General features: G+C 49.6%; 18 protein-coding genes. 10 read left to right on the plus strand and 8 right to left on the minus strand.

All coding sequences use genetic code 11. The features are described 5' to 3' along the window. From BZG83_RS16900 to BZG83_RS12075, 3 genes are all read right to left on the minus strand, one after another. Window positions 1-1,631: LA2681 family HEPN domain-containing protein (locus BZG83_RS16900; protein WP_108744060.1), on the minus strand; the 1,631-nt coding region annotated here is incomplete at its 3' end. Between the two features lie 227 nt (window positions 1,632-1,858). Next, complete coding sequence (locus tag BZG83_RS12070) at window positions 1,859-2,074, minus strand: DUF3820 family protein (protein WP_077457216.1); 216 nt, start codon at window positions 2,072-2,074, stop codon at window positions 1,859-1,861. A 17-nt stretch (window positions 2,075-2,091) separates the two neighbouring features. Then, window positions 2,092-2,631 (minus strand): NUDIX hydrolase, encoded by a 540-nt coding sequence (locus BZG83_RS12075; protein ID WP_069591215.1) that lies wholly within the window; start codon window positions 2,629-2,631, stop codon window positions 2,092-2,094. A 277-nt stretch (window positions 2,632-2,908) separates the two neighbouring features. Between BZG83_RS12075 and BZG83_RS12080 the strand changes: the two genes are divergently transcribed. After that, entirely contained in the window at window positions 2,909-3,340 is a 432-nt protein-coding gene (locus BZG83_RS12080) for a DUF3010 family protein (protein ID WP_077480849.1), read from the plus strand. A 26-nt stretch (window positions 3,341-3,366) separates the two neighbouring features. Beyond that, entirely contained in the window at window positions 3,367-3,891 is a 525-nt protein-coding gene (locus BZG83_RS12085) for a methylated-DNA--[protein]-cysteine S-methyltransferase (RefSeq protein ID WP_077480851.1), read from the plus strand. Here the strand turns inward: BZG83_RS12085 and BZG83_RS12090 are convergent, their stop codons facing one another. Continuing rightward, window positions 3,892-4,320 carry a GNAT family N-acetyltransferase gene (locus tag BZG83_RS12090; RefSeq protein ID WP_069588709.1) on the minus strand — a complete coding sequence of 143 codons (429 nt, stop codon included), beginning with the start codon at window positions 4,318-4,320 and terminating at the stop codon, window positions 3,892-3,894. 94 nt (window positions 4,321-4,414) lie between these two features. Beyond that, window positions 4,415-5,134 (minus strand): sortase-associated OmpA-like protein PdsO, encoded by a 720-nt coding sequence (gene pdsO, locus BZG83_RS12095; RefSeq protein WP_157891185.1) that lies wholly within the window; start codon window positions 5,132-5,134, stop codon window positions 4,415-4,417. Window positions 5,135-5,339: 205 nt separating this feature from the next. Here pdsO and pdsR point away from each other — a divergent pair, with 205 nt between their 5' ends. From pdsR to BZG83_RS17170, 4 genes are all read left to right on the plus strand, one after another. Further along, entirely contained in the window at window positions 5,340-6,038 is a 699-nt protein-coding gene (gene pdsR, locus BZG83_RS12100; RefSeq protein ID WP_077480855.1) for a proteobacterial dedicated sortase system response regulator, read from the plus strand. Further along, window positions 6,035-8,278, plus strand: a complete 2,244-nt coding sequence (gene pdsS, locus BZG83_RS12105; protein WP_077480857.1) for a proteobacterial dedicated sortase system histidine kinase — start codon at window positions 6,035-6,037, stop codon at window positions 8,276-8,278. Before pdsR ends, pdsS begins: the two co-directional genes overlap by 4 nt. 52 nt (window positions 8,279-8,330) lie before the next feature. Continuing rightward, window positions 8,331-8,999, plus strand: a complete 669-nt coding sequence (locus BZG83_RS12110) for a glutathione S-transferase family protein (protein ID WP_077480859.1) — start codon at window positions 8,331-8,333, stop codon at window positions 8,997-8,999. A 77-nt stretch (window positions 9,000-9,076) separates the two neighbouring features. Then, window positions 9,077-9,283, plus strand: a complete 207-nt coding sequence (locus BZG83_RS17170) for a DUF1289 domain-containing protein (protein WP_198532242.1) — start codon at window positions 9,077-9,079, stop codon at window positions 9,281-9,283. On the opposite strand, the gene BZG83_RS12120 is transcribed toward BZG83_RS17170, so the two are convergent. Beyond that, a complete protein-coding gene (locus BZG83_RS12120; RefSeq protein WP_077480861.1) occupies window positions 9,251-9,628 on the minus strand; it encodes a helix-turn-helix domain-containing protein in 378 nt (125 codons plus the stop codon). The two genes, BZG83_RS17170 and BZG83_RS12120, sit on opposite strands and share 33 nt — an antisense overlap. Before the next feature lie 151 nt (window positions 9,629-9,779). On the opposite strand from BZG83_RS12120, the gene BZG83_RS12125 reads away from it, so the two are divergent. From BZG83_RS12125 to BZG83_RS12135, 3 genes are all read left to right on the plus strand, one after another. After that, complete coding sequence (locus BZG83_RS12125; protein WP_077480863.1) at window positions 9,780-10,016, plus strand: DUF3283 family protein; 237 nt, start codon at window positions 9,780-9,782, stop codon at window positions 10,014-10,016. Window positions 10,017-10,427: 411 nt separating this feature from the next. Then, window positions 10,428-12,338 carry a methyl-accepting chemotaxis protein gene (locus tag BZG83_RS12130; RefSeq protein ID WP_077480865.1) on the plus strand — a complete coding sequence of 637 codons (1,911 nt, stop codon included), beginning with the start codon at window positions 10,428-10,430 and terminating at the stop codon, window positions 12,336-12,338. 108 nt (window positions 12,339-12,446) lie between these two features. Next, complete coding sequence (locus BZG83_RS12135; RefSeq protein WP_077480867.1) at window positions 12,447-14,117, plus strand: pyridoxal phosphate-dependent decarboxylase family protein; 1,671 nt, start codon at window positions 12,447-12,449, stop codon at window positions 14,115-14,117. 8 nt (window positions 14,118-14,125) lie between these two features. Here BZG83_RS12135 and BZG83_RS12140 read toward each other — a convergent pair whose 3' ends face one another. Both BZG83_RS12140 and BZG83_RS12145 read right to left on the minus strand, forming a co-directional pair. After that, window positions 14,126-15,586 (minus strand): TrkH family potassium uptake protein, encoded by a 1,461-nt coding sequence (locus BZG83_RS12140; RefSeq protein WP_077480869.1) that lies wholly within the window; start codon window positions 15,584-15,586, stop codon window positions 14,126-14,128. Window positions 15,587-15,838: 252 nt separating this feature from the next. Then, window positions 15,839-17,644, minus strand: a complete 1,806-nt coding sequence (locus tag BZG83_RS12145; protein WP_077480871.1) for a DEAD/DEAH box helicase — start codon at window positions 17,642-17,644, stop codon at window positions 15,839-15,841. 371 nt (window positions 17,645-18,015) lie between these two features. Here BZG83_RS12145 and BZG83_RS12150 point away from each other — a divergent pair, with 371 nt between their 5' ends. Next, window positions 18,016-19,998, plus strand: a complete 1,983-nt coding sequence (locus BZG83_RS12150; RefSeq protein WP_077480873.1) for an exoribonuclease II — start codon at window positions 18,016-18,018, stop codon at window positions 19,996-19,998. Window positions 19,999-20,473: the final 475 nt, after the last annotated feature.

The following is a 20,473-nucleotide window of genomic DNA, read 5'->3' on the forward strand; positions in this document are numbered from 1 at the left end:
AGTTTTATGAGTGTGAATAGGCGAGATTCAAACTCAGTGTCAGTGATGAGTAGGGAGTAACTAGAACGTTTGTGTTTATCATGAAGCATCTCGTTAACACGTTCCAGCTTACTGTTTAGCTGATTTTTTTGTTGTTCCAGTTCAGATTTTAAAACGGTATCATCCGCTTTCTTAGCTTTGGCTATATCGATATAAAGCTCTTTTAGTTTAGATTTGAGGAGTACAGCTTCATCTTTAAGCTCTTCTTCTAGATGTTTGTGAAGCTCAATGTCACGCTTTGTGAGAGAATGACCAAACTCATCAACAATCTTGAGAGAACGATGCTCCATTGCGTTTCTAATCTCAGAAAATGCCTCAGCATCAGGATCTAACCATCTTGAAGCTGTATCGAGATTTCCACCTTTCTGGTTTGAATCTCGAATGTCTTTAAGAATATAGAATAGAGCGTGCACAAAGCAGTTTTGACTATCAACAAGCTTCTTATGTGGTTTCAGTTTGCCATTTTTCAATTCACCAAAGATATTATGGAAGTACACTCTTGCATCAACATTATTCAGGTCGAAAAATGAATTTAGGAAATAAGCAATTTTATCAAAAATTGAATATAATGTTCTGAAAGCACTTTTATAATGATGCGCTTTTAAATTGGTTATTGTATGAGCTAAGTCATCAACGTGTGGATACGTTTTATTGAAAAAATGCTCTTGATTACTAGGTATGTTTTGAGCTGAAAAAATCAAATAACGTGCATAGCAATAATCATTTTTTATTTCGTCAAAGCTACCGTGATAGACCAGATCTTCATGCATAGCCAATGATGTATTAATCGTTTGCGAGAAGCTAGGCATTGTGAATACGTCTTGATAAACAATTTCTTTTTTACTTACGTCATTTAAGTCATTAAGGAATAGGCGATTATCACCGCACCACGTTAAATAATCGTGTTGTTTACGTGTTTCAGTTTTATCTTTGAAAGTCTCATAACCATCAAAATCAGATAGCTTAAACTTCGATTCAAACCAAGCTTTAAAATCCAAGAACTTACCACCTTCTGCATAAACAATCTTTTGTTCATCATGTAGTAAATCAACATATTCTAACCCCAAGCAGATCAGTTGATACGCTTTGAAATAGTGATAATAAGCATGAGATTCATCATAGACGTGTCGAGCAATAAAAAGCTCGTTTTCAGCTTTATTTATAATTGCAACAGGGTTAGTGTTAAGTTCAATTGCAGTGTCCCAATGAGGAATACAGCATAGACTACGCCCTTGAGAACTAAGCCAGTTTGCTAGGTTTGTCTCGATACAGCTGCGTAAATTTATGTGATTAGCGTTTTGATACGTATTMGATTTTATGATGTATAGAGCTTTTCGGTAGTTAATTACAGCTTTGCTTAAATCTTCGGAGTGCCATTCAGTATTATAGTAGCTGTGAACTGTTGAATAGCAGTTAGCTAACGTGTAGAAATACCTTGCTTCAATAAAGTCATTATCAAAAACAAAGAAAGGCTTATCGATATCTGAAACAAAGCCGATAAGTTCATCTCGGTTATTTGAAAGAATCAACTCATCAGCTCTGTGTTCAAACAAATCGATAGCCGCATCATCAATTAGTACGTTTTCTTCCATAATTTCCCCAATACTGGATAGAGATCAACTTATAGATACTTGACCACATGTTACAGATATTAGATCAATTCGGTCAAATTAAGCAGATAGTAAATGTTAAGAGCAAAAAGCCTAACGAGTTTTGGGGCAAAAACAATTTAAGCAGCCTATAGCTTGCTCCTCGTTACCAGCGTGAGATAAGGGAAAAACAGCCAGGCTGGTGGCCTGACTGTTTGGGTTGAGACAGGTTAAATCCGCTTTAAAGGCTTAACGACGCTTTCTAGGCCTTCAACTTTTAATGCTAAGCACAATTGCATCAGCTCCCCGAGCTCGCCGTCGGGGAATTCTGCTTTGTTTTGAAACCACAGTAAGTATTCTTCAGGCAGATCAATCAATACACGGCCTGCGTATTTGCCAAACGGCATACGCATATTGGCCAATTTAATCAGTTGCTCTTTGTCCATGAAGCATTCCTTATCGACTACGCTGTGGCTTGTTGGGTGTTCTCACGCTGCTGAGCAATCATTTCGAGCAACATGGTTTCACGTACCAGCGATTGCCCGGCTTTGTCGCTGTTTGCCATCACCGCTTTGTTGTGCGCGATCGCGTGAGACAAATTCACCCACACAGGTCGCATGCCGTTATGGATCTCGTAGTGCTCAAACGTGGGAGTACCAAGCTCTCGATCGACTTGGCAGTAGAAGCAGTAAGAAAACATGTGCATCACATCCGCGCCGTCACGATACCAAGGGCGGTATTCTTCAAAGCAGCCAAACGGGCGAATATCACGAATATGTTGTGCACCCGTTTCTTCTTGTAGCTCGCGGATCATCCCCTGCTCTGCGGTTTCACCCTCGTCAATACCGCCACCGGGTAACGAATAATCATCATAGCGTGCGGTGTACATCAAAAGGATCTCATCCCCTTGCAGCGCAATCGCTCGGGCCGCATGGCGTGTGATAATGGTTTTGTTGTCGAGCGGTAACACGCGCTCATCGGTGTGTTGGGCGATAATCTGCATAAAGAACTCAGGCAATACAAAAGCAAAGCGCGCGAGTATAACACACTCGCACGATTCGCCGCAGCGCGTTACAAACCGCGAACGCCGTTACGCCAAGGCGGTGCTTCTTCCCGAACCCCGTGCTCTTTGCTATCCAGCGTGGTGCTAAAAAACCCGTATGGACGAATTTATCGACATTATTGACAGACTCGCCCGTGCAAGTAAGGTTAATCCTGTGACGACGCGAGACCTTTTGCGTATACTGCCCGCCCTTACTGATTAAGACAGAGAGATCATCATGAGAGTTTGTGCTGTTGATTTAAAAGCCAATGAAGCGAACATTGTATTGCTAGACAGCGACAACGGCTTGTTTTCTGTGCCTGAGTGCCGCGCAAAAAAGATCACCGTTGCCAAGCCTGAAGCGCAAGAAAGCATCCAACACTTTCATCGCACCATGAGCAAGCTGGTCGAAGACTATCAGGTAGAAAAGATTGTGATCCGCGAGCGCCCAACCAAAGGCAAATTTGCTGGTAGCAGTGCTGGATTCAAGCTAGAAGCCGCGTTGCAGCTGATTGAGGGAACGGATGCTGAGGTGCTGCCAAGCAGCGTAATGAAGCAAACCCTAAAACGTCACCCGGTTGATGTGAGCTTAAAAGAACTCGGCCTTAAGCAGTTCCAAGAACAAGCGTTTTTAACCGCTTGCGCGTATTGTAACCAGCACACCAACTAATTAAGTGACAACCACAAGGATGTGTTATGAGCCAAATCACTTATGCATCACCACTCGGTGAGTTAACCCTAACCGCAAATAGCGACGGACTCACCGGGTTGTATTTGCCTAAACGCGCACCGCAAGCCGTTAATGCATCGTCTCACTCCGCCCAACGGGTACTGGATGAAGCATGTCGTCAGCTGGATGGTTACTTCAATGGCACGCGCCAGCACTTCTCTTTGCCCCTCGCCCCACAAGGCACGCCCTTTCAGCAACGGGTGTGGCAAGCTCTACAAGCGATTCCTTATGGGCAAACGGCCAGCTATCAGACCATTTCCAACGCCATTGGTAACCCAAAAGCCAACCAAGCGGTAGGCGGTGCGAATGGCAAGAACCCGATTTCTATCATCATTCCTTGCCATCGTATTATTGGTCGCCAAGGGCAGCTGATTGGCTACGGGGGCGGTCTTGCGGCCAAACAAGCCTTGTTGATGTGGGAAGCAACCGGCGAATGGCCAACCACGCTCCCCAACCCGCAAAGTGGTAAAGAGAAAGCCTTTGTCGCTTAGCTACGCTGCTAACGCTTTTATCAGTCGCTCTGGGGTCAATTTAAAACCGCAGTGCAGGTAAAAGCTTTGCGCATCGGCTTTGTGATAACTTGGGACCACTTCAATCTGATCACACCCTCTTGCCTGCAAACAGGTCTCCGCGGCACTGAGTAACTGGCGGCCGAGGGTCATGTCTCGAAAGTGTTCATCCACCATAATGGTGCTGATGCGCCCGACATGGTTGGATTTATCCAATTGTAAGATCACGTTGAACGCCACCACGCCTGCCACCAATCCACAAAGCTCAGCGACTAGCACGTTGGCATCCTCGGCGTGAATCAGATCGGTGAGCGTTTTCTTCATTTGACGCCACGGAAGTGGGTCAGGCTGACAGCGCTCACACAAAGCGCAAATGGCATCGATATCGTGAAGGGTTGCCTGTCGAATCATGGTGTCTTCCTTGGTTGCCGAAGATAAGTCTCTAACATTTGCGATGGGCTAGGCCGTTGCATGGTAGCCCAGCCCCAAAACGATAAAGCGACGATTACTGTGCCTGTGCCATTTGCCCACCTTTCACGCGTGAAAGGGTGACGCGACGGTCAAAGAAAAAGCCTTCATTGTCGGCTTGGTCGGCCAAGGGCTGGCTGTCTCCATACGCAACCGTATCTAGCTGCGCCGGATCGACTCCCACTGATACCAAGTAGTCATAAACCGCTTGCACACGTTGCTCTGACAGCGCTTGGTTGTAGGCTTTGCGACCCCGTGGGTCGGCATACCCGGCCAATTGCCATTGCGCATCCGGCATTTGCTGAATAAAGCCTGCCAGCTCATCGAGCTGAATCATAAAGTGAGGTTCAATGTCGGCCGAGCTGGTTCGAAACTGAATATTCATCGCTAAGTCGATATCCTCGATAGAATGTTGCTCGGAGCGCAAGCGGGCAAGCTCTAATTGAGCTTCGTTGTATTTTTGCGTAACAAGACTCAGCTGCTCATTTTTCGCATTCATGGTTTCAATCGTATCTTGCTGCTCCGTCGCAAGAGTTTCAAAACTCGCGTTCTGGCCCATCACGGTGCCGATAATCGCCCCCGCGACTGCGCCGACCGGCCCGGCCACTAACGCGCCGGCCACCGCGCCGCTGCCCATCCCGATCAGTTCTGGTTTTTTGTCTCGCTCAACATGTGTGGCGGCCATCCCTTGTGGAGTTGCCACGACAAACATAGAAACCGCGAATACAGAGTGTGTGAGTGCTTTTTTGATATCCATAATGTCCTCGAAAATGTGCTTGTTGTGCCGTGCTGGCGATGAGGACATTAAAACAAGCCGCTCAGGCATTTTGCGGGAGCAAAAATGGCAATGTGGCGATCAATTGTGGCAAAAAAATGGCAATTGCGCGGAATCCGGCAAAAGGGGTTTTCTCTGCGCTGAGTTTGGGTATAGTCACTGCAACACTCGTTACCTATCCCGTACCATGAAGCAGATAGCAATTGTTGAAGATGAAGCCGCCATTCGCGATAACTATGCCGATGTGATTCGTCACCAAGGCTATCAGGTCAATACCTACGCCGATCGTCCATCCGCCCAAACCGCTTTTGAGCAGCGTCTACCCGATTTAGCCATTATCGACATTGGTCTGGGGAATGAAATTGACGGCGGCTTTGCGCTATGCCAAGCCTTGCGTGCGATGTCTGCAACAGTGCCGATTATCTTCTTAACCGCTCGGGATAGTGACATTGACACTGTGGTGGGACTGCGAATGGGCGCCGATGATTACTTGACCAAAGACGTCTCACTACCTCATCTGATGGCACGCATTGCCGCCTTGTTTCGCCGCAGTGATCTCTTGGCCCAAGCGCCGGCTAGCCAAATAACGAGTCTGCATTGTGGCCCGCTGAATCTTGACTTGGATCGGATGCGCGTTTACTGGCATGACACTTTAATCGATCTCACTGTGACCGAGTTTTGGATGGTTCATGCCTTGGTTAAACGTCCGGGCCATGTAAAAAGCCGTCAAGCACTAATGGATGAAGCGCACGCGGTGGTGGATGACAGCACCATTACCTCGCACGTGAAACGGATCCGTAAAAAGTTTCTTGCCGTCGATAGCCAATTTAATTGCATTAGCACCGTCTATGGCATGGGATATCGCTGGGATGAGGAACACCCATGAGCCTGAGTCGACTACGTCGTTATGGCTTAAAAGGACGTCGCTGGGTCCGAGAAGGGCTGGCCGGGATCCGTACCAAGATTGTGATTCTCTCGAGTTTTCTGCTGCTGCTGCCCTATTTGGGCTACCAGTACGTGTGGGAGATGGAAAGTGTTTTACGCCAAGGTCAAGAGCAGACGCTAATGGGCACTGCCCGGGCCTTTGCGATGGGGATGAACGATCGCCCCAGCTTATTTACCCAGCATGCCCCACCCTCTACCTTAGAGCCGGGCAAAGATTTGCATGCATTTCGCTTAACCCAGCCGATCCGCTTAGATGGCAACTTAGAGGATTGGCAACCCTATCGCCATCATCAGCGCCTTTATCAACGCAACGGACTGATCTTTAGCCAAGGTGCATACAATAGTGACACGCTTTCTTTGGCGATCATGAGTGGCAGCACCGATACTGCGGTGTATTTCGCGCTCGATATTATCGATAGCACCCCTGCCACGCCGCAAGCGACAGGCGATATCGACAGTCAAGATCACCTCATCTTGGCACTCACCTCACCGCAAGGAGGGTTTTATCGCGTCGCCATCGGACAAGCGCGTGACTCCAACAATGCAAAAATCATCCATCTTGATAACGGTCTTGCCGACAATGCCACCGGCGTAAATATCGAAGGCCCGCCCCAACCACTTCCCATTGCTGCTAAGTGGCGCGCCACCGAGCAAGGCTATCAAGTTGAGATCAAACTGCCAGCGGCTTGGGTCGGCCAGCAGCTCGGCATCGCTTACTACGATGTAGACGACACTTTTAACCGCGGCCTACGCGCGATTATTGGCACCGCATCGACACGTTCAGCGGCAACGCTGGGCAGCTTTATGATGCCCTCGGCCCCCATTCAAGCATTAATTGAGCGGATGAATAATGGCGCCTCCAGTGTTTGGGTGGTTGATCAACACAGTCGCGTGCTAGCAAAAGCGGGGGACATCCAAACCTCCACCGGCGTCTGGCAACCTCGCCAAGCGATCCCAGAGCAGCAAGGCGTCATGGATTGGATAACACAAACGCTGCTACGCCCTTGGTACGATAAACTGCTTGTGACCCCGCCTGAGCATTTTGTCGATGCGATGCAACAAGCCTCGATTTATAAAGGCGTACAGGCGCAGCAAGCCTTACAAGGGCGACCTTACGCCAGTTGGCGCAGTTCAGATGACAACCAAGCGATGATCTTAACCGCAGCCTACCCAATTTGGTTAGACGGTAAAGTAGCGGGGGCGGTGATTGTTGAAGAGACCACCAACGGGATCCGTAGCCTGCGTAATGAGGCCCTCGAAACCCTCTTTTCTGTGATGCTTGCGGTGATTTGTACCGGCGTGCTCTTGCTGCTGTTATTCGGCTCGCATATCGCCAAACGTCTGCGTCGCCTCCAACAAGAAGCTAATCATGCTATCGATAGCCAAGGGCGAGTTACGGGCACAATCACACCGGCAACCAGCCACGATGAAAYCGGTTTACTAACCCAAACCATCACCGACATGGTGGGACGCATTGCTGGCTATAACCAGTACCTTGAAAAAATGTCGTCTCGCTTATCCCATGAGCTGAGAACGCCCATTGCGGTAGTGCGGTCGTCATTGGAAAACATGGCGTATACGCAAGCGGACCCTGACCAGCTCACCTACATCAACCGCGCCCAAGACGGGGTGCAACGCCTTGCAGGGATCTTATCGACCTTAACCGAAGCCACACGCCTTGAACAAAGCTTTGATAATGCCGATAAAGAGCCGGTCAATCTCAATGCACTGATAGAAGGCTGCGGGCAAGGCTATCAACTGGCGTATCCGGATCATCGGTTTAACATCACGCTACCAGTGCAAACCGTCAGCGTATTCGCTGTGCCTGACTACCTCGCGCAGTTATTGGATAAGCTCGTGTCCAACGCGGTTGAGTTTGATGATGGCGCCACCCCGATTGATCTTGCGCTGAGCCTTGACGCTGAGCATATTACTATCACAGTAAGTAACGCTGGGCCGCTACTGCCCGAACATATGCGTGATCAGCTGTTCCAATCGATGGTTAGCGTGCGGTCAGAGTCGCATAAATCAGACAAACCGCATCTCGGTTTAGGCCTTTACATTGCGCGTCTGATAGCAGACTTTCACCAAGCGACACTCGTGGCTAGCAATCGCGCCAGCCAAGATGGTGTGACAATGTCACTTATATGGCCAAGTTCGCAGCAGCTTGGCGAGGATTGATCTTCCCCTTTATCGTGTCAATACTGAGGGTTCACTGACAGGGAGAGCTAACATGATTGACTTTTACTCAGCCGCCACACCCAATGGCTACAAAGTCGCGATCGCCTTGGAAGAAATGGGGCTGCCGTATCAATTGCATGCACTCGATTTAATGGCGAACGAGCAGAAACAACCGGAATTTCTGGCGATTAACCCCAACGGTCGTATTCCTGCCATTGTCGATCAGGACAACGACAATTTTGCCGTGTTTGAGTCCGGTGCCATTTTGCTCTATCTCGCGGAAAAGACGGGGCAGTTTCTACCGTCAGACCCTAAAGCGCGCTCGCAAACTATCCAGTGGCTCATGTTTCAAATGGGTGGAGTTGGGCCCATGATGGGCCAAGCGAATGTGTTTTACCGCTATTTCCCAGAGAAAATCCCAGCGGCAATCGAACGCTATCAAAAAGAGGGGCGACGCCTACTCGAAGTGGTTGATGGCCAGTTGCAAAAACATCCGTTCCTTTCCGGCGAAGAGTACACCATTGCCGATATGGCCACCTGGCCTTGGGCGCGCATTCATGAGTGGAGCGGCATTGATATTTCGGGGCTCGATGCCTTAAAAGCGTGGCTAGATACGCTGGCAGAAAGACCCGCCTGCCAAAAGGCCTTACTCACGCCCGCCCCCTCTGACGCGACAGATGAAGAGCGTGCCAAACAAATTCGCGGCATGGTCACACGCTAGGCTGAGCGGTATACTAGACGGGCAGGCACGTCATTGGCCTGCCCTTTTTGTTCTGTCTATGCTGTCGAGGTTTTGTCGTGTTAACGCCCTGTATTGGTTTGTGCCGCCGTGAAGAAGATGTTTGTGTAGGGTGCAAGCGTACCCTCGATGAAATCATTGCGTGGGGCAAAATGACCGACGATCAGCGCGCCGCGATTATGGCTGAGCTCCCACAGCGTCCTGACCCCAAACCGCCTGAGCCCATTCGCCCCTCACGAAACCCGTTCAAACGACGATTCAGCTGATGCCACCAGTGGTTTACGGTATTCAATAATCACTTGGTTACCTTCGTAGTACACGGCTTCAATGTCGCCGTCGACAATGACTTTACTGGTTACCAACACATCTTGGTACGCTTGTTCTCGCTCGCGCAGGCTGGGTAAGATTTTGTTGGGCTCTACGCCCATCGCTTGACAAAATGCGAACACAAAACGGCTATCGAGTGTGGCATCGCCATGAATACAACGAGAAAAGGTAAGGTGGCTGACTTCTAAGCGTTTTGCCATTTCAATTTGCGTGATCCGTGCTTTGGCTTTGTACGACATCCACGTGTCATAGAGGGCTTGTCGATCCTCTTGGTTAAACGTCATCCTAGTGTCCAATCGAAAAAAGAGCATTGGCTGCAAGGGTAACAAGCCACGACCGACGAATGTCAGCCTGCCGTTAAGCGCGAGTTAATCTTGCCGTGTGGCATCGACTTCGCTAGGATCGCGACTACGCGCCCAAACACAAGAGCCCCCTATGGACATTAATTTGGCGAACCTGCCTGCCGATGAAAAACAAAAAATAGAACTCGACAAACAAGCCGCCTACGCAGTTTGGAAAGTGGTCAACAACAAAGCAGAATCGAGCCTATTCGAGCAAGAAGCGTATGCATTGACTGAATGGCAACGGGACTTCTACCTCGAATGTGTCGAAAAGTATCGAGCCCAACCTGACGCCTTCATCATTCCCGAACAAGAACCCCCTGTCAGCTAATCATCCCGCGCCTATTAAGGCGCGTTTACACAAAGCGCTCCGCACGGATAAAAGTAACCGACTTTAAACCAGTTATTCTCCCTGCCAATAAATCATCTGTTTAAAACAGCAAAGATGCCTGTGTTTTATTACACCTCTAGCACACAAGTAACGCCAAATTGTCATACATTTTTTTGTCATTTCGACTAGCTAAATCCACCAACCCGCTCTACTGTTATTCTTATCAAAAAGCATTCATTATTTGGCGAGTTGCCGAACATTTAACTAACTTTAAAACGGTGTTGGCTGGGTGACTCCGCGGTAACCATAATAAAAACCGCATAGAAAAGCGGACAGTGTACGATTACCGCCCGTAGGAAGCACCCTTACTTTTTAGACAGACAAGCGTTAGCTCAGTAAGGGGTAAAAACTATGACGTTGGGGTTTAAATCACGCATTATGGTGGGGGTCGGTCTGTTGGTGACCGTCTCTCTCGTGGTGTTGGGAACACTCAATACGCTCTCGCTACGAGAGAAAATGATTGAGTCACTCACCACACAAACACAAAACAAACTTGATCACCATGTCACAGAGTTAGAGCAGTTGGTTACCTCGCAACTCTCGGCTATTGAAAAAGGTGCAAATCACTTCACAACGGGCCTCACCGCGCAAGAAAACGTGGCACAAGTGAGGATGTTGGCAGACACCGCCGGTATCGCCAATGTGATCATGACGTATGAAACCGGTGATTCGTTTATGTCGAATCATTCGGGCGATGGTGTGACCACCAACCAATTCAACTTCCGCGATCGCGACTGGTATCGGCAAGTCAAAGCCGATCAATCCATTCACTTAACCGGTATTTATACCGACAAAGTGACTGGCGGTAAGGTGATCAGCGCGGTCGCCCCCGTGTTTGAAAATGGCCGTTTCATCGGTGCGTTGCTTGGTGACATTCCACTGGAAAGCGTGATCACTCAGGTAAGCAATATGCGCTTTGCCGGTGGAGCCGCGACACTTACCGATCAAAACGCAGTCTTTTTTGCTAGTGATGATCCGAACGATATCGGCAAAACGCCCTCTCAGGTCAGTGCCACCTTCAGTGATATGGAAAACATGTTCCGCACCGATGAGCGCGGTCACTTGAGCTTTCCCTATATGGGCATTAATTTTGATGGCTATTTCCAGCGCGTTAACCTCACGGAAAATCGCTATTGGACGCTGATGGTGTTTGTGGATCAGCAAACGGCGTTGGCAGACATTCGCAGTGCTAAAATTGAATCTTTAGTGACGGGGATCATCCTGCTGGCGCTGAGCTTGGCAGCGATCTATCTGATCATCAATTACTCATACCGCCCACTGATCAAATTGAAACAAGCGGTGTTAGATCTCTCCAAAGGGAGCGGCGATCTCACCGCACGACTTGAGGTCAATGGCAACGATGATTTGGCCCAAATCAGCCGCGGCTTTAATACCTTTGTCGAAAACCTGCAAAATATGATGCTGAAGGTCTCCCAAGCCAGTCAAATGATTTCGAGCAACATCACTCAGCTGTCGCAAAACACCCAAGAAAACGAGTCTGTTCTCGAGGCGCACTCGGCAGAAACCGAACAAGTGGTGACCGCGATTACTGAGATGAGTGAAAGTGCACGCAGTATTGCTCATAACGTCTCGCAATCGAATGACATCACAGAATCGGCCAGTAAAGAAGCCAGTCAATCGCTTGAAGTGGTCGACAATGCCGTCGTCACCGTGAGTGCACTGGTAGATGAAGTGGAAGATATGTCGGCCCGGATCACCAGCATGAATCAGGATGCAAACAAAATCAGCGACGTGCTCAATGTGATCGGGGAAATTTCCGAGCAAACCAACCTGCTTGCCCTTAACGCCGCGATTGAAGCCGCGCGGGCCGGTGAGCAAGGCCGTGGGTTCGCGGTGGTTGCCGATGAAGTTCGTGCCCTCGCCGCGCGCACGCAAAGCAGCACAACCGAAATTTCAGATATGCTTACTGCCCTTCTTGATGGCACATCGAGCGTGGTTGAGGCGATGGGAAAAACCAAAGAGCAGTGTCAAAGCACGGCCGATAAGACGTCGGAAGTCTCAAACAGCCTGACCATCATGAGCGCCTCCGTGCGTGAAATTGATGATGTCAGCACCCAAATCGCAACCGCGACCGAAGAACAAAGTGCCGTAGCGGAGGAGTTGAGTAAAAACATGCTCTCGATTCGCGACATGGTGAGCAGCTTAGTCGAGAGCGGCAAACAAACCGTTTCCGCAACCGACTCATTATCACAATCGAATCAGGAGCTTGATCGCTTAGTATCCAATTTTAAACTGCAGTAGTTTTGCACGGAGTCCGTTTCAAGCGGCACAAGCACCCTTACGCTTTATTCGGTTGTTGTTATCGTCAGGCAGGGCCCCCTGCCTGACTTCGCAGTTGGAGATGTAGTTATGTCTAGTGCTCACCCCGACGGCTATGCCATCACCCCCACATTTGCTAAACATTACCAAACCATGCGGGCACATTTTTTTAACCGCGACCCAAACCGCTGGCCCATTTATCGTACCCCGGGTTTAGCCCAGTGGCTCGAGCAAGGCATGCTCCCCGCACCAACGTCACCCGATATACATTTGCTTGAGCAACAACATGTGCCGAGCCACAGTGACCTGAGTCATCATATTTTTCCGCCGCTCGCTTTACACGCAGCGACACACTCCAAAGATTGGACCGCACCGCAAGCGGTCGAAAATGTGATTACCGCGCCCTGTGACCCTGCCATTCATGGCGCACTACTGGCTACTTTGGCCAATCCAAACTTGGTATATAGCGAATACGCGGGGTTGTCGGTAGAGCTTGAGCAAACTATCGTCCGCCAAGTCGCCAACTTGATTGGTTATGATGACCAACGCGCCACGGGGCTTTTTACCCAAGGTGGCACCTTTGGCAACCTTTACGGTTACTTGCTTGGGCTGAGAAAACAGTTTCCGCTGTCCGGGCAGCGTGGCCTACAAGGGCAAGACTTTCGGATGATTAACTCATTGGCCGGTCACTACTCCAACATGACGAACCTCGGCCTGTTAGGGACAGATATTCCCAATCAAGTGCTTCGCGTCAAAGTCGATGCGCGTAACCGGATGGATTTGGATGATTTTGCCTACACCTTAAACGGCTGTTTGGCGCAAGGGCTAGCAGTTCCCACCATCTTACTCACCTTTGGGACCACAGACACTTTTGCAATTGATGACATTGAACGCGTGTATCAGATCCGAGAACGTGCTTGCCAGCAATATAACGTCGTCAGCAAGCCTCATATCCATGTGGATGCGGCCGTCGGTTGGCCACTGATCATGTTCAATGATTACGACTTTAACGACAACCCGCTCGGCATTAACACCGTGACCGCGCAAAAGCTCGCTGCCTTGCTCCCGCGGATCCGTGGTCTGCGTTATGCCGACTCCATCACGATCGATTTCCAAAAATGGGGGTTTGTCCCTTACACCTCCAGTTTGGTGATGTTCAAAAATAGCGAAGATATGGAATGCCTCAAACAAGACCCTCACTATTTCTCTTATTTTGAAGCAAGCAAAACCACCCATACCCATTTGCAATCTACCATTGAGTGTTCTCGCGGTGCAGCGGGAGCTTATGGTGCATACTGTGCGCTTAATATGCTGGGCAAGCGAGGCTATCAGACTATGATTGCGCATGGCTTACAAAATGCGGAGTATCTGAAGGGACGATTGAGCGATTTACCTTATTGCAAGGTGGTCGCGAGAGAGAATTTGGGGCCCACAGTGGCCTTTCGCCTGTATCAACCCGCTGATAACCTCGATGTGGATACCCTGTTCGAGCGCGAGCAAAAACTCCATCAGTTAGGCGCGCGTATCGACAGTATTACCCAGCACAGCTTATTTCACCGCGAGCACTTTTTGGCTCGGCAAGGTCGAAAGCTTCATACCAATTGGGTTGAATCCATTGCCCACACGGAGTTCGACACCGATGGCCAGTGCTTGTTTATTCCCGGCGAAAAAGCCGTGTTCCTTAATCCGTATACCGAGCAGCGCCATATCAGTGAATTTGTCGATGCCCTAATGGCAACGGAGACTGAACAGCCCGCCTAAACGCGGGCTTACCAACGCCAAAAGTGCGGCATAAACAGAGCCAAGACGGTGAAATATTCTAACCGCCCCAAAATCATTGCGGCATTGAGAATCCAAATACCGGTATCAGTCACCGGCTGGAAGTTGCTGCCAACCTCTCCAAAACCTGGGCCCAATACATTGATACACGCGACGACCGCAGTAAATGCAGACCAAAAGTCGAGGCCTGTCATCATCATCAACAAGGTGAAAACGCCAGTGGTCAGCGCAGCCAGAGACATAAAGGCCATGACCGCTTGCGTCACGTCGTTGGACACGACTTTGTCTTGATAACGGATCGGCAGCATCGCTGAGGGATGAATCAATTGGTGCAACTGGCGACGAATAATTTTAAACGTGATGATATCGCGAATAATTTTGTTCCCGCCGGCGGTAGAGCCAGAGCAGCCGCCCAAATAAGCACAGAATACCAAGAACAATCCCGTCGCCGCAGGCCAAGAGCTTAAGTCAGCAGCACCAAACCCCGTGCTGGTAATAAAAGACACCACATGAAACGCGGCAAAGCTTAGCGCAACCCATACCGATTCATAGCGTGATTCACCGTATAAATACAATCCCAACATCAGGGATAAGCAGGCAACGACAATGAGGAAGACTCGTGATTCTTCATCGTCGAAATACAAACGCACACCCCGCCAACCGATGCGAAAAATACGAAAGTGCAAACCGAAGTTAATCGCGCCAAGCAGCATAAAGACATTGGAAATCATCAACATCAAATGGCTTTGAAAGTGCCACATACTGGCATCATGGGTCGAGAAGCCACCGGTTGAAACGGTTGAGAAACTATGGGCAATGGCATCGTAAGCACTCATCCCCGCCAAATAATACGCAAGGGCACACGCTAACGTGATCACCACATACACGCCCCATAAATAGTGGGCCGTTTTGGAGATCCGCGGGGACAATTTCTCGTCTTTGATGGGTCCTGGGGTTTCTGCTTTTAACAGCCGCATCCCGCCCACGTTCAACATGGGTAGCACCGCGACTACAAAGATAACGACGCCAAGTCCGCCCATCCATTGTAAAAACTGGCGATACAACAGGAAAGAGGCGGGCATGTCATCTAGCCCACTGAGTACGGTGGCACCAGCAGTGCTGAGTGCACTGATCGACTCAAAGGTGGCATCCGAAAAGTTCACCCCAGTCACCAGTTTAATCGGGATCCCACCCAATATACCGACCAAAATCCACGTAAAGGTCGAGAACAATAAGGCATCACGGAAGGTGACTTGGCTTAACTTACTTTTGCGAAATAGCCAAGAGATAACCAAAGAGGCCATCATCATCAGTAAAGAGGGATAAAAAAACTGTGTCGACACATGATCGCGAAATAGGAATAGCGACAGAAGTCCAAACACAAATTGGACAATACCCATCCATAAAATAGGCATGCCCAATAGACGCAGTGTGTTTTGAAAGTTAATCATGACATGGGAAACTCATCATTAACGCGCCAGTGGCCTGCAAGCCCTTCGAACCACTCGCGTTATCACGCCATTAAAGGCGACAACGGTAAAAGTGCACATTAAACCGCGCACCGTTAAAAGTATATAGCTGGCACATCGGGAATGTCCCACAATGCCACAGGCATATCAGCGTCGTTAATACCCTGCCAACAAGGCATTACGTCGCAGACATGGATCAAAAAAGCCGGGCATTGCTACCCGGCTTTCTATTATTTACTGCGCTTGGCGACGCTCACCGCGGAATGAGCCGCGATCATTGCCACGGTCACGGTTGAAGCGACGTTCGCCACGACCACGGTTGTCACGGTCTTGACGACCACGGCCACCGCCATTGCGATCGCTTGGGCGACGGTCACGGATCACATTGCCTTCAACGCGTTGTGCGTTGGTTTCTTTCTGGCGAATACGTAGCTTCTGAAGCTGCGCAAAGACTTCTTTTGGCATGGTCTTAGGCAACTGTACGTAAGTGTGTCCCGGTGCCAGTTTGATCGCACCAATGTTGTTTTTATCTAGACCCAGCTCGTTAGCAATCGCGCCCACGATGTCTTTAACTTGTACGCCTTGCTCACGACCCACGCTTAACTGATAGGTATCCCAGTCTGCAGGGTTGGTTTCACGGCGATCACGACCATTTTGGCGATCATCACGACGACGCTCACGACGTTGGTTTTCACGTTCCATCGCCGCAATCATTGGATCAGGGCCTTTGTAGAACAATGGACGCTTGCCTTGCTGACGCTGAAGTAGCATCGCCGCTAAGGTAGTCGCATCAACTTCGATGTCGTTTTGTAGCTGTTCAATCAAGCTGACGAAAGGTGCGATTGAGTCAGCATCTTTTTTCTCAGCCAGTTCGCTAGCCAAACGGGCTACGCGAGATTCCGCTACTTTATCGCGGTTCGGCAACTGGATTTCGTCCATGCGCGTCTGAGTGACACGCTCAATGGTACGCAGCATACGCATCTGGTTGGTGCGTACCAACAAGATCGCTTTACCTGCACGTCCAGCACGACCGGTACGACCAATGCGGTGAATGTAAGATTCAACATCAAACGGAATGTCATAGTTAAAGACATGGGTGATACGTGGCACATCAAGACCACGCGCAACAACGTCAGTTGCCACCAAAATATCAATCACGCCACGTTTGATGTGGTCAACCGTACGCTCACGTTGAGACTGTGGAATATCACCGTGCAGCGCAGCGGCTTTAAAGCCACGTGCAGACAACCAGTCCGCAAGACGCTCGGTATCTTGACGAGTACGAACGAACACAATCGATGCGTCTGTGTCTTGCGTTTCCAAAAGACGGCTCATCGCTTCGTCCTTTTCTACGCCTTTCACGACCCAGAATTGTTGCTCAACTTTCTCAACCGTACGGTTGCTTCCCGCAACGTCGATGCGAGCAGGCTTACGCAAGAAACGATCAACGATTTGTTTAACGATTGGAGGCATGGTGGCAGAGAACAACACGCGTTGTGCCGACTCAGGTGCTTGCTCCATGATCCAAGTGACGTCGTCTACGAAGCCCATTTTGAGCATTTCGTCAGCTTCGTCGAGAATAAAGGTATGTACTTCATCCAGCTTCAAACGATCGCGGTTAATCAAATCTTTCACACGACCTGGGGTACCCACGATAATGTGCGCGCCGCTTTTCAGCGCTTTCATTTGATCAACGATCGACGCACCACCGTAGATCTCAAGAATTTTGAGGCCTTTGATGTTTTGCGCCAAGGTTTTCATCTCAGCGGCAACCTGAATGGCCAACTCGCGAGTCGGCGCCATCACGATGGCTTGAGGTTTATGCTGGCTTAAATCAACTTTGTTCAACAGCGGCAAAGAAAACGCCGCGGTTTTGCCCGTACCCGTCTGCGCTTTACCTAGCGCATCACGGCCTTCTAGCAGCACAGGAATAGACGCAGCTTGAATCGGTGTTGGCGATTCAAAGCCCATGGCGTCAAGTGCAGATAAAAGGGTGTCGGCCAGATCTAACTGGCGAAATTTGGTTACAGATTCTTGCATTGGGATCCCAATCTATGAGTGTAGCGAAACGGGGCCCCTTCAGCGTTCTGCTCAACCAGCTACACTGCTCTTTCACAGTGTAAGTCACCAGCGCCACGGGCCTCGGTAATTAAGGGTGTGCATTCTGCGCTATTCAGGCGAAAAAAGCCAGAAAAAGTTGAACAACTTCACAAATTTTGCCGCTTTCGCGCACTCATGTGGCACATTGTTTATCTCGCATACAATCCCTGTATGGTTACGCATCAACCGATTACTGGCGATTCACTTGGATCCACGACATACCACACCATCGATAGCAATTTCCGGTCACGGGTTGGTTTTGGGTGAGCGAATACGTATAGTGTGGCGATTCGAAAACCGAGACCGATGTTATGTTTCAAGACAATCCCCTGCTAGCGCAACTTAAGCAACAGATCCAAGAAACCCTGCCCAAGAAAGAGGGAACGGTGAAAGCCACTGAAAAAGGCTTTGGCTTTTTAGAGGTGGACGATAAAACCAGCCTCTTTATTCCACCACCGTATATGAAGAAAGTGATGCACGGTGATCGTGTTGAAGCCTTCGTTCGCACAGAAAAAGAGCGTGAGGTCGCAGAGCCGGATGCCTTGATTGAGCAAAGCATTGACCGCTTTATTGGTCGCGTCCAGTGGATTCGTAACCGTCTCAATATTGTGCCGGATCATCCGCAAATCAAAGATGCGATTCGTGCCAAAACCCAGCGCGGCTTATCGCAAGACGAGCTCAAAGATGGAGACTGGGTTGTCGCATCCCTGATCCGTCACCCACTCAAAGGCGACGACAACTTCTTCTGCCAAGTCAGTGAAAAAATCACCGATGCCAATGACAAGATTGCACCTTGGTGGGTCACGCTAGCAAAACATAACTTACCAAACCAAGAGCCTGCGCCTAAAGAGGCATGGGAGATGTTAGAGCAAGGTTTAGAGCGCCGCGATCTGACCGCGCTTCCCTTCGTGACCATTGATAGCGAATCGACCAAAGATATGGACGATGCGTTATATGTAAAAGCCAACGAGCAAGGCGACTTTACCATGACAGTTGCGATTGCCGATCCGACTGCGTATATCGATGCGGATGACGACCTTGATCAAGTGGCCCGCAGCCGCGGCTTCACCATTTACTTGCCTGGTCGCAACATCCCAATGTTGCCTCGCGATCTGAGTGACGACTTGTGTTCACTACGTGCCCACGAAAAACGCCCGGCGCTTTGCTGTACCTTCAATATCGCTGCCGATGGCACCATTGCCGATGACGCCGAGTTCTTCTCTGCATGGATCCAATCACACGGCCAGCTAGCCTACGACAAGGTGTCGGATTACATCGAGCAAGGCGAACAGGCGGCATGGCAGCCAGAGAGCAGCGACATCGCGGATCAAATCCATCAGTTGCACCAGTTTGCACTTGCCCGCATTGAATGGCGTGAAACGCATGCGGTGACCTTCCCCGATCGCCCTGACTATCGCTTTGAGCTCAGCGAAGATAMCGATGTGATCGCGATTCATACTGACGCGCGCCGCATCGCTAACCGTATCGTTGAAGAGGCGATGATCAGCGCTAACATTTGTGCAGGTCGCAAACTGCGTGAATCCTTCGGTTTCGGTATTTTTAATACTCACGCAGGCTTTAACAGTGACAAGCTGAACGATGTGGTCGAGTTGGTCAAAGCCCATGACGGAGAAGCCGAGAGCGAGAGCTTGGCAACCGTTGAAGGCTTTAGCGCATTGCGCCGTTGGTTAAACAGCCTCGACAGCACCTATCTCGACAACCGCCTGCGTCGTTTCCAAGCGTACAGTGAAATTGGTCATGAGCCTGCTCCTCACTACGCGATGGGCCTTGATGTCTACGCTACATGGACATCGCCTATCCGCAAGTACGGCGATATGATTAACCACCGCTTACTCAAAGCGATCATTCGCGGCGAAACCGAAGCCAATGCCCCTGCGGATACGGTCGGTGAAGAACTGGCTGGTCATCGCAAACACCACCGCATGGCCGAGCGCGATGTCGCTGATTGGCTGTACGTCCGTTTGTTAAAGCCAGAAGTGGAAGCACAAACCCGTTACACAGCGGAAATCTTTGATATTAACCGCGCGGGTATGCGTGTTCGCCTACTCGAAAATGGCGCACCGGCGTTTATTCCATCGTCGCTGATCATCGATAACAAAACCCGCATTGCCTGTGATAAAGAAACAGGCACAGTGACCATTGATGGCAACGTTGAGTTTAAGCTAGGCGACAGCCTGGAAGTGGTGATTGCGGATATCAAAGAGTCAACTCGCTCCATTGTGGTAAAACCAACCCAAGTGTTTACCCTGCCTGAGCAAGCGAAAGACGCGTAATTTCGTCCTCTTTCTTGTGGCTCTCTACGGCGAGTCAACTCCCCTTCAAAGCCAAGCCTTGTCGCTTGGCTTTTTTATTGGGCGTATTGCGCTTGAAATGATAAGTTAATCATTAGTTTTGCGCTATCTAACGGAAACGCGCCAAGGTCATCGAGCCACCATCCCATCGATAACAAGCCTTGATGGCGCATCGGAGGAAAAAGCACAAGGCTGGTCACAGTCTGTTTGTTTAAGGTTCTGATTTTGGCACTCTTTCACCATGCGCAAACTATGATAACTAAAACACAATCATTGATTTTTCACACTCGCCACGCAGTATATAAGGTGTCATGGGGCTGTTACATTCACCGTTAGCACGTTTGGGCGTGCCGCTACTTATCTTCCTTGTTTTTGCTGCAGGTTATCACCCGTTGCTGGCCTCGCTTTCGCCATACCTAAACTTACTCTATGCCGCGCCCTTCTATTTATTATTTAC

It is taken from the genome of Salinivibrio sp. PR919, from assembly GCF_001995355.1.
In the GTDB taxonomy this organism is placed as follows: Bacteria; Pseudomonadota; Gammaproteobacteria; order Enterobacterales; family Vibrionaceae; genus Salinivibrio; species Salinivibrio proteolyticus.

Bases quoted from the DNA above. Each gene is read 5' to 3' on its own strand.
- BZG83_RS12080 (WP_077480849.1), top strand. From the start codon at position 2,909: ATGAGAGTTTGTGCTGTTGATTTAAAAGCCAATGAAGCGAACATTGTA.
- BZG83_RS12130 (WP_077480865.1), top strand. From the start codon at position 10,428: ATGACGTTGGGGTTTAAATCACGCATTATGGTGGGGGTCGGTCTGTTG.
- pdsO (WP_157891185.1), bottom strand. From the start codon at position 5,134: ATGGATATCAAAAAAGCACTCACACACTCTGTATTCGCGGTTTCTATG.
- BZG83_RS12075 (WP_069591215.1), bottom strand. From the start codon at position 2,631: ATGCAGATTATCGCCCAACACACCGATGAGCGCGTGTTACCGCTCGAC.
- BZG83_RS12070 (WP_077457216.1), bottom strand. From the start codon at position 2,074: ATGGACAAAGAGCAACTGATTAAATTGGCCAATATGCGTATGCCGTTT.
- BZG83_RS12090 (WP_069588709.1), bottom strand. From the start codon at position 4,320: ATGATTCGACAGGCAACCCTTCACGATATCGATGCCATTTGCGCTTTG.
- BZG83_RS12145 (WP_077480871.1), bottom strand. From the start codon at position 17,644: ATGCAAGAATCTGTAACCAAATTTCGCCAGTTAGATCTGGCCGACACC.
- pdsR (WP_077480855.1), top strand. From the start codon at position 5,340: ATGAAGCAGATAGCAATTGTTGAAGATGAAGCCGCCATTCGCGATAAC.
- BZG83_RS12120 (WP_077480861.1), bottom strand. From the start codon at position 9,628: ATGACGTTTAACCAAGAGGATCGACAAGCCCTCTATGACACGTGGATG.
- BZG83_RS12135 (WP_077480867.1), top strand. From the start codon at position 12,447: ATGTCTAGTGCTCACCCCGACGGCTATGCCATCACCCCCACATTTGCT.
- BZG83_RS12110 (WP_077480859.1), top strand. From the start codon at position 8,331: ATGATTGACTTTTACTCAGCCGCCACACCCAATGGCTACAAAGTCGCG.
- BZG83_RS12140 (WP_077480869.1), bottom strand. From the start codon at position 15,586: ATGATTAACTTTCAAAACACACTGCGTCTATTGGGCATGCCTATTTTA.
- BZG83_RS12125 (WP_077480863.1), top strand. From the start codon at position 9,780: ATGGACATTAATTTGGCGAACCTGCCTGCCGATGAAAAACAAAAAATA.
- BZG83_RS12085 (WP_077480851.1), top strand. From the start codon at position 3,367: ATGAGCCAAATCACTTATGCATCACCACTCGGTGAGTTAACCCTAACC.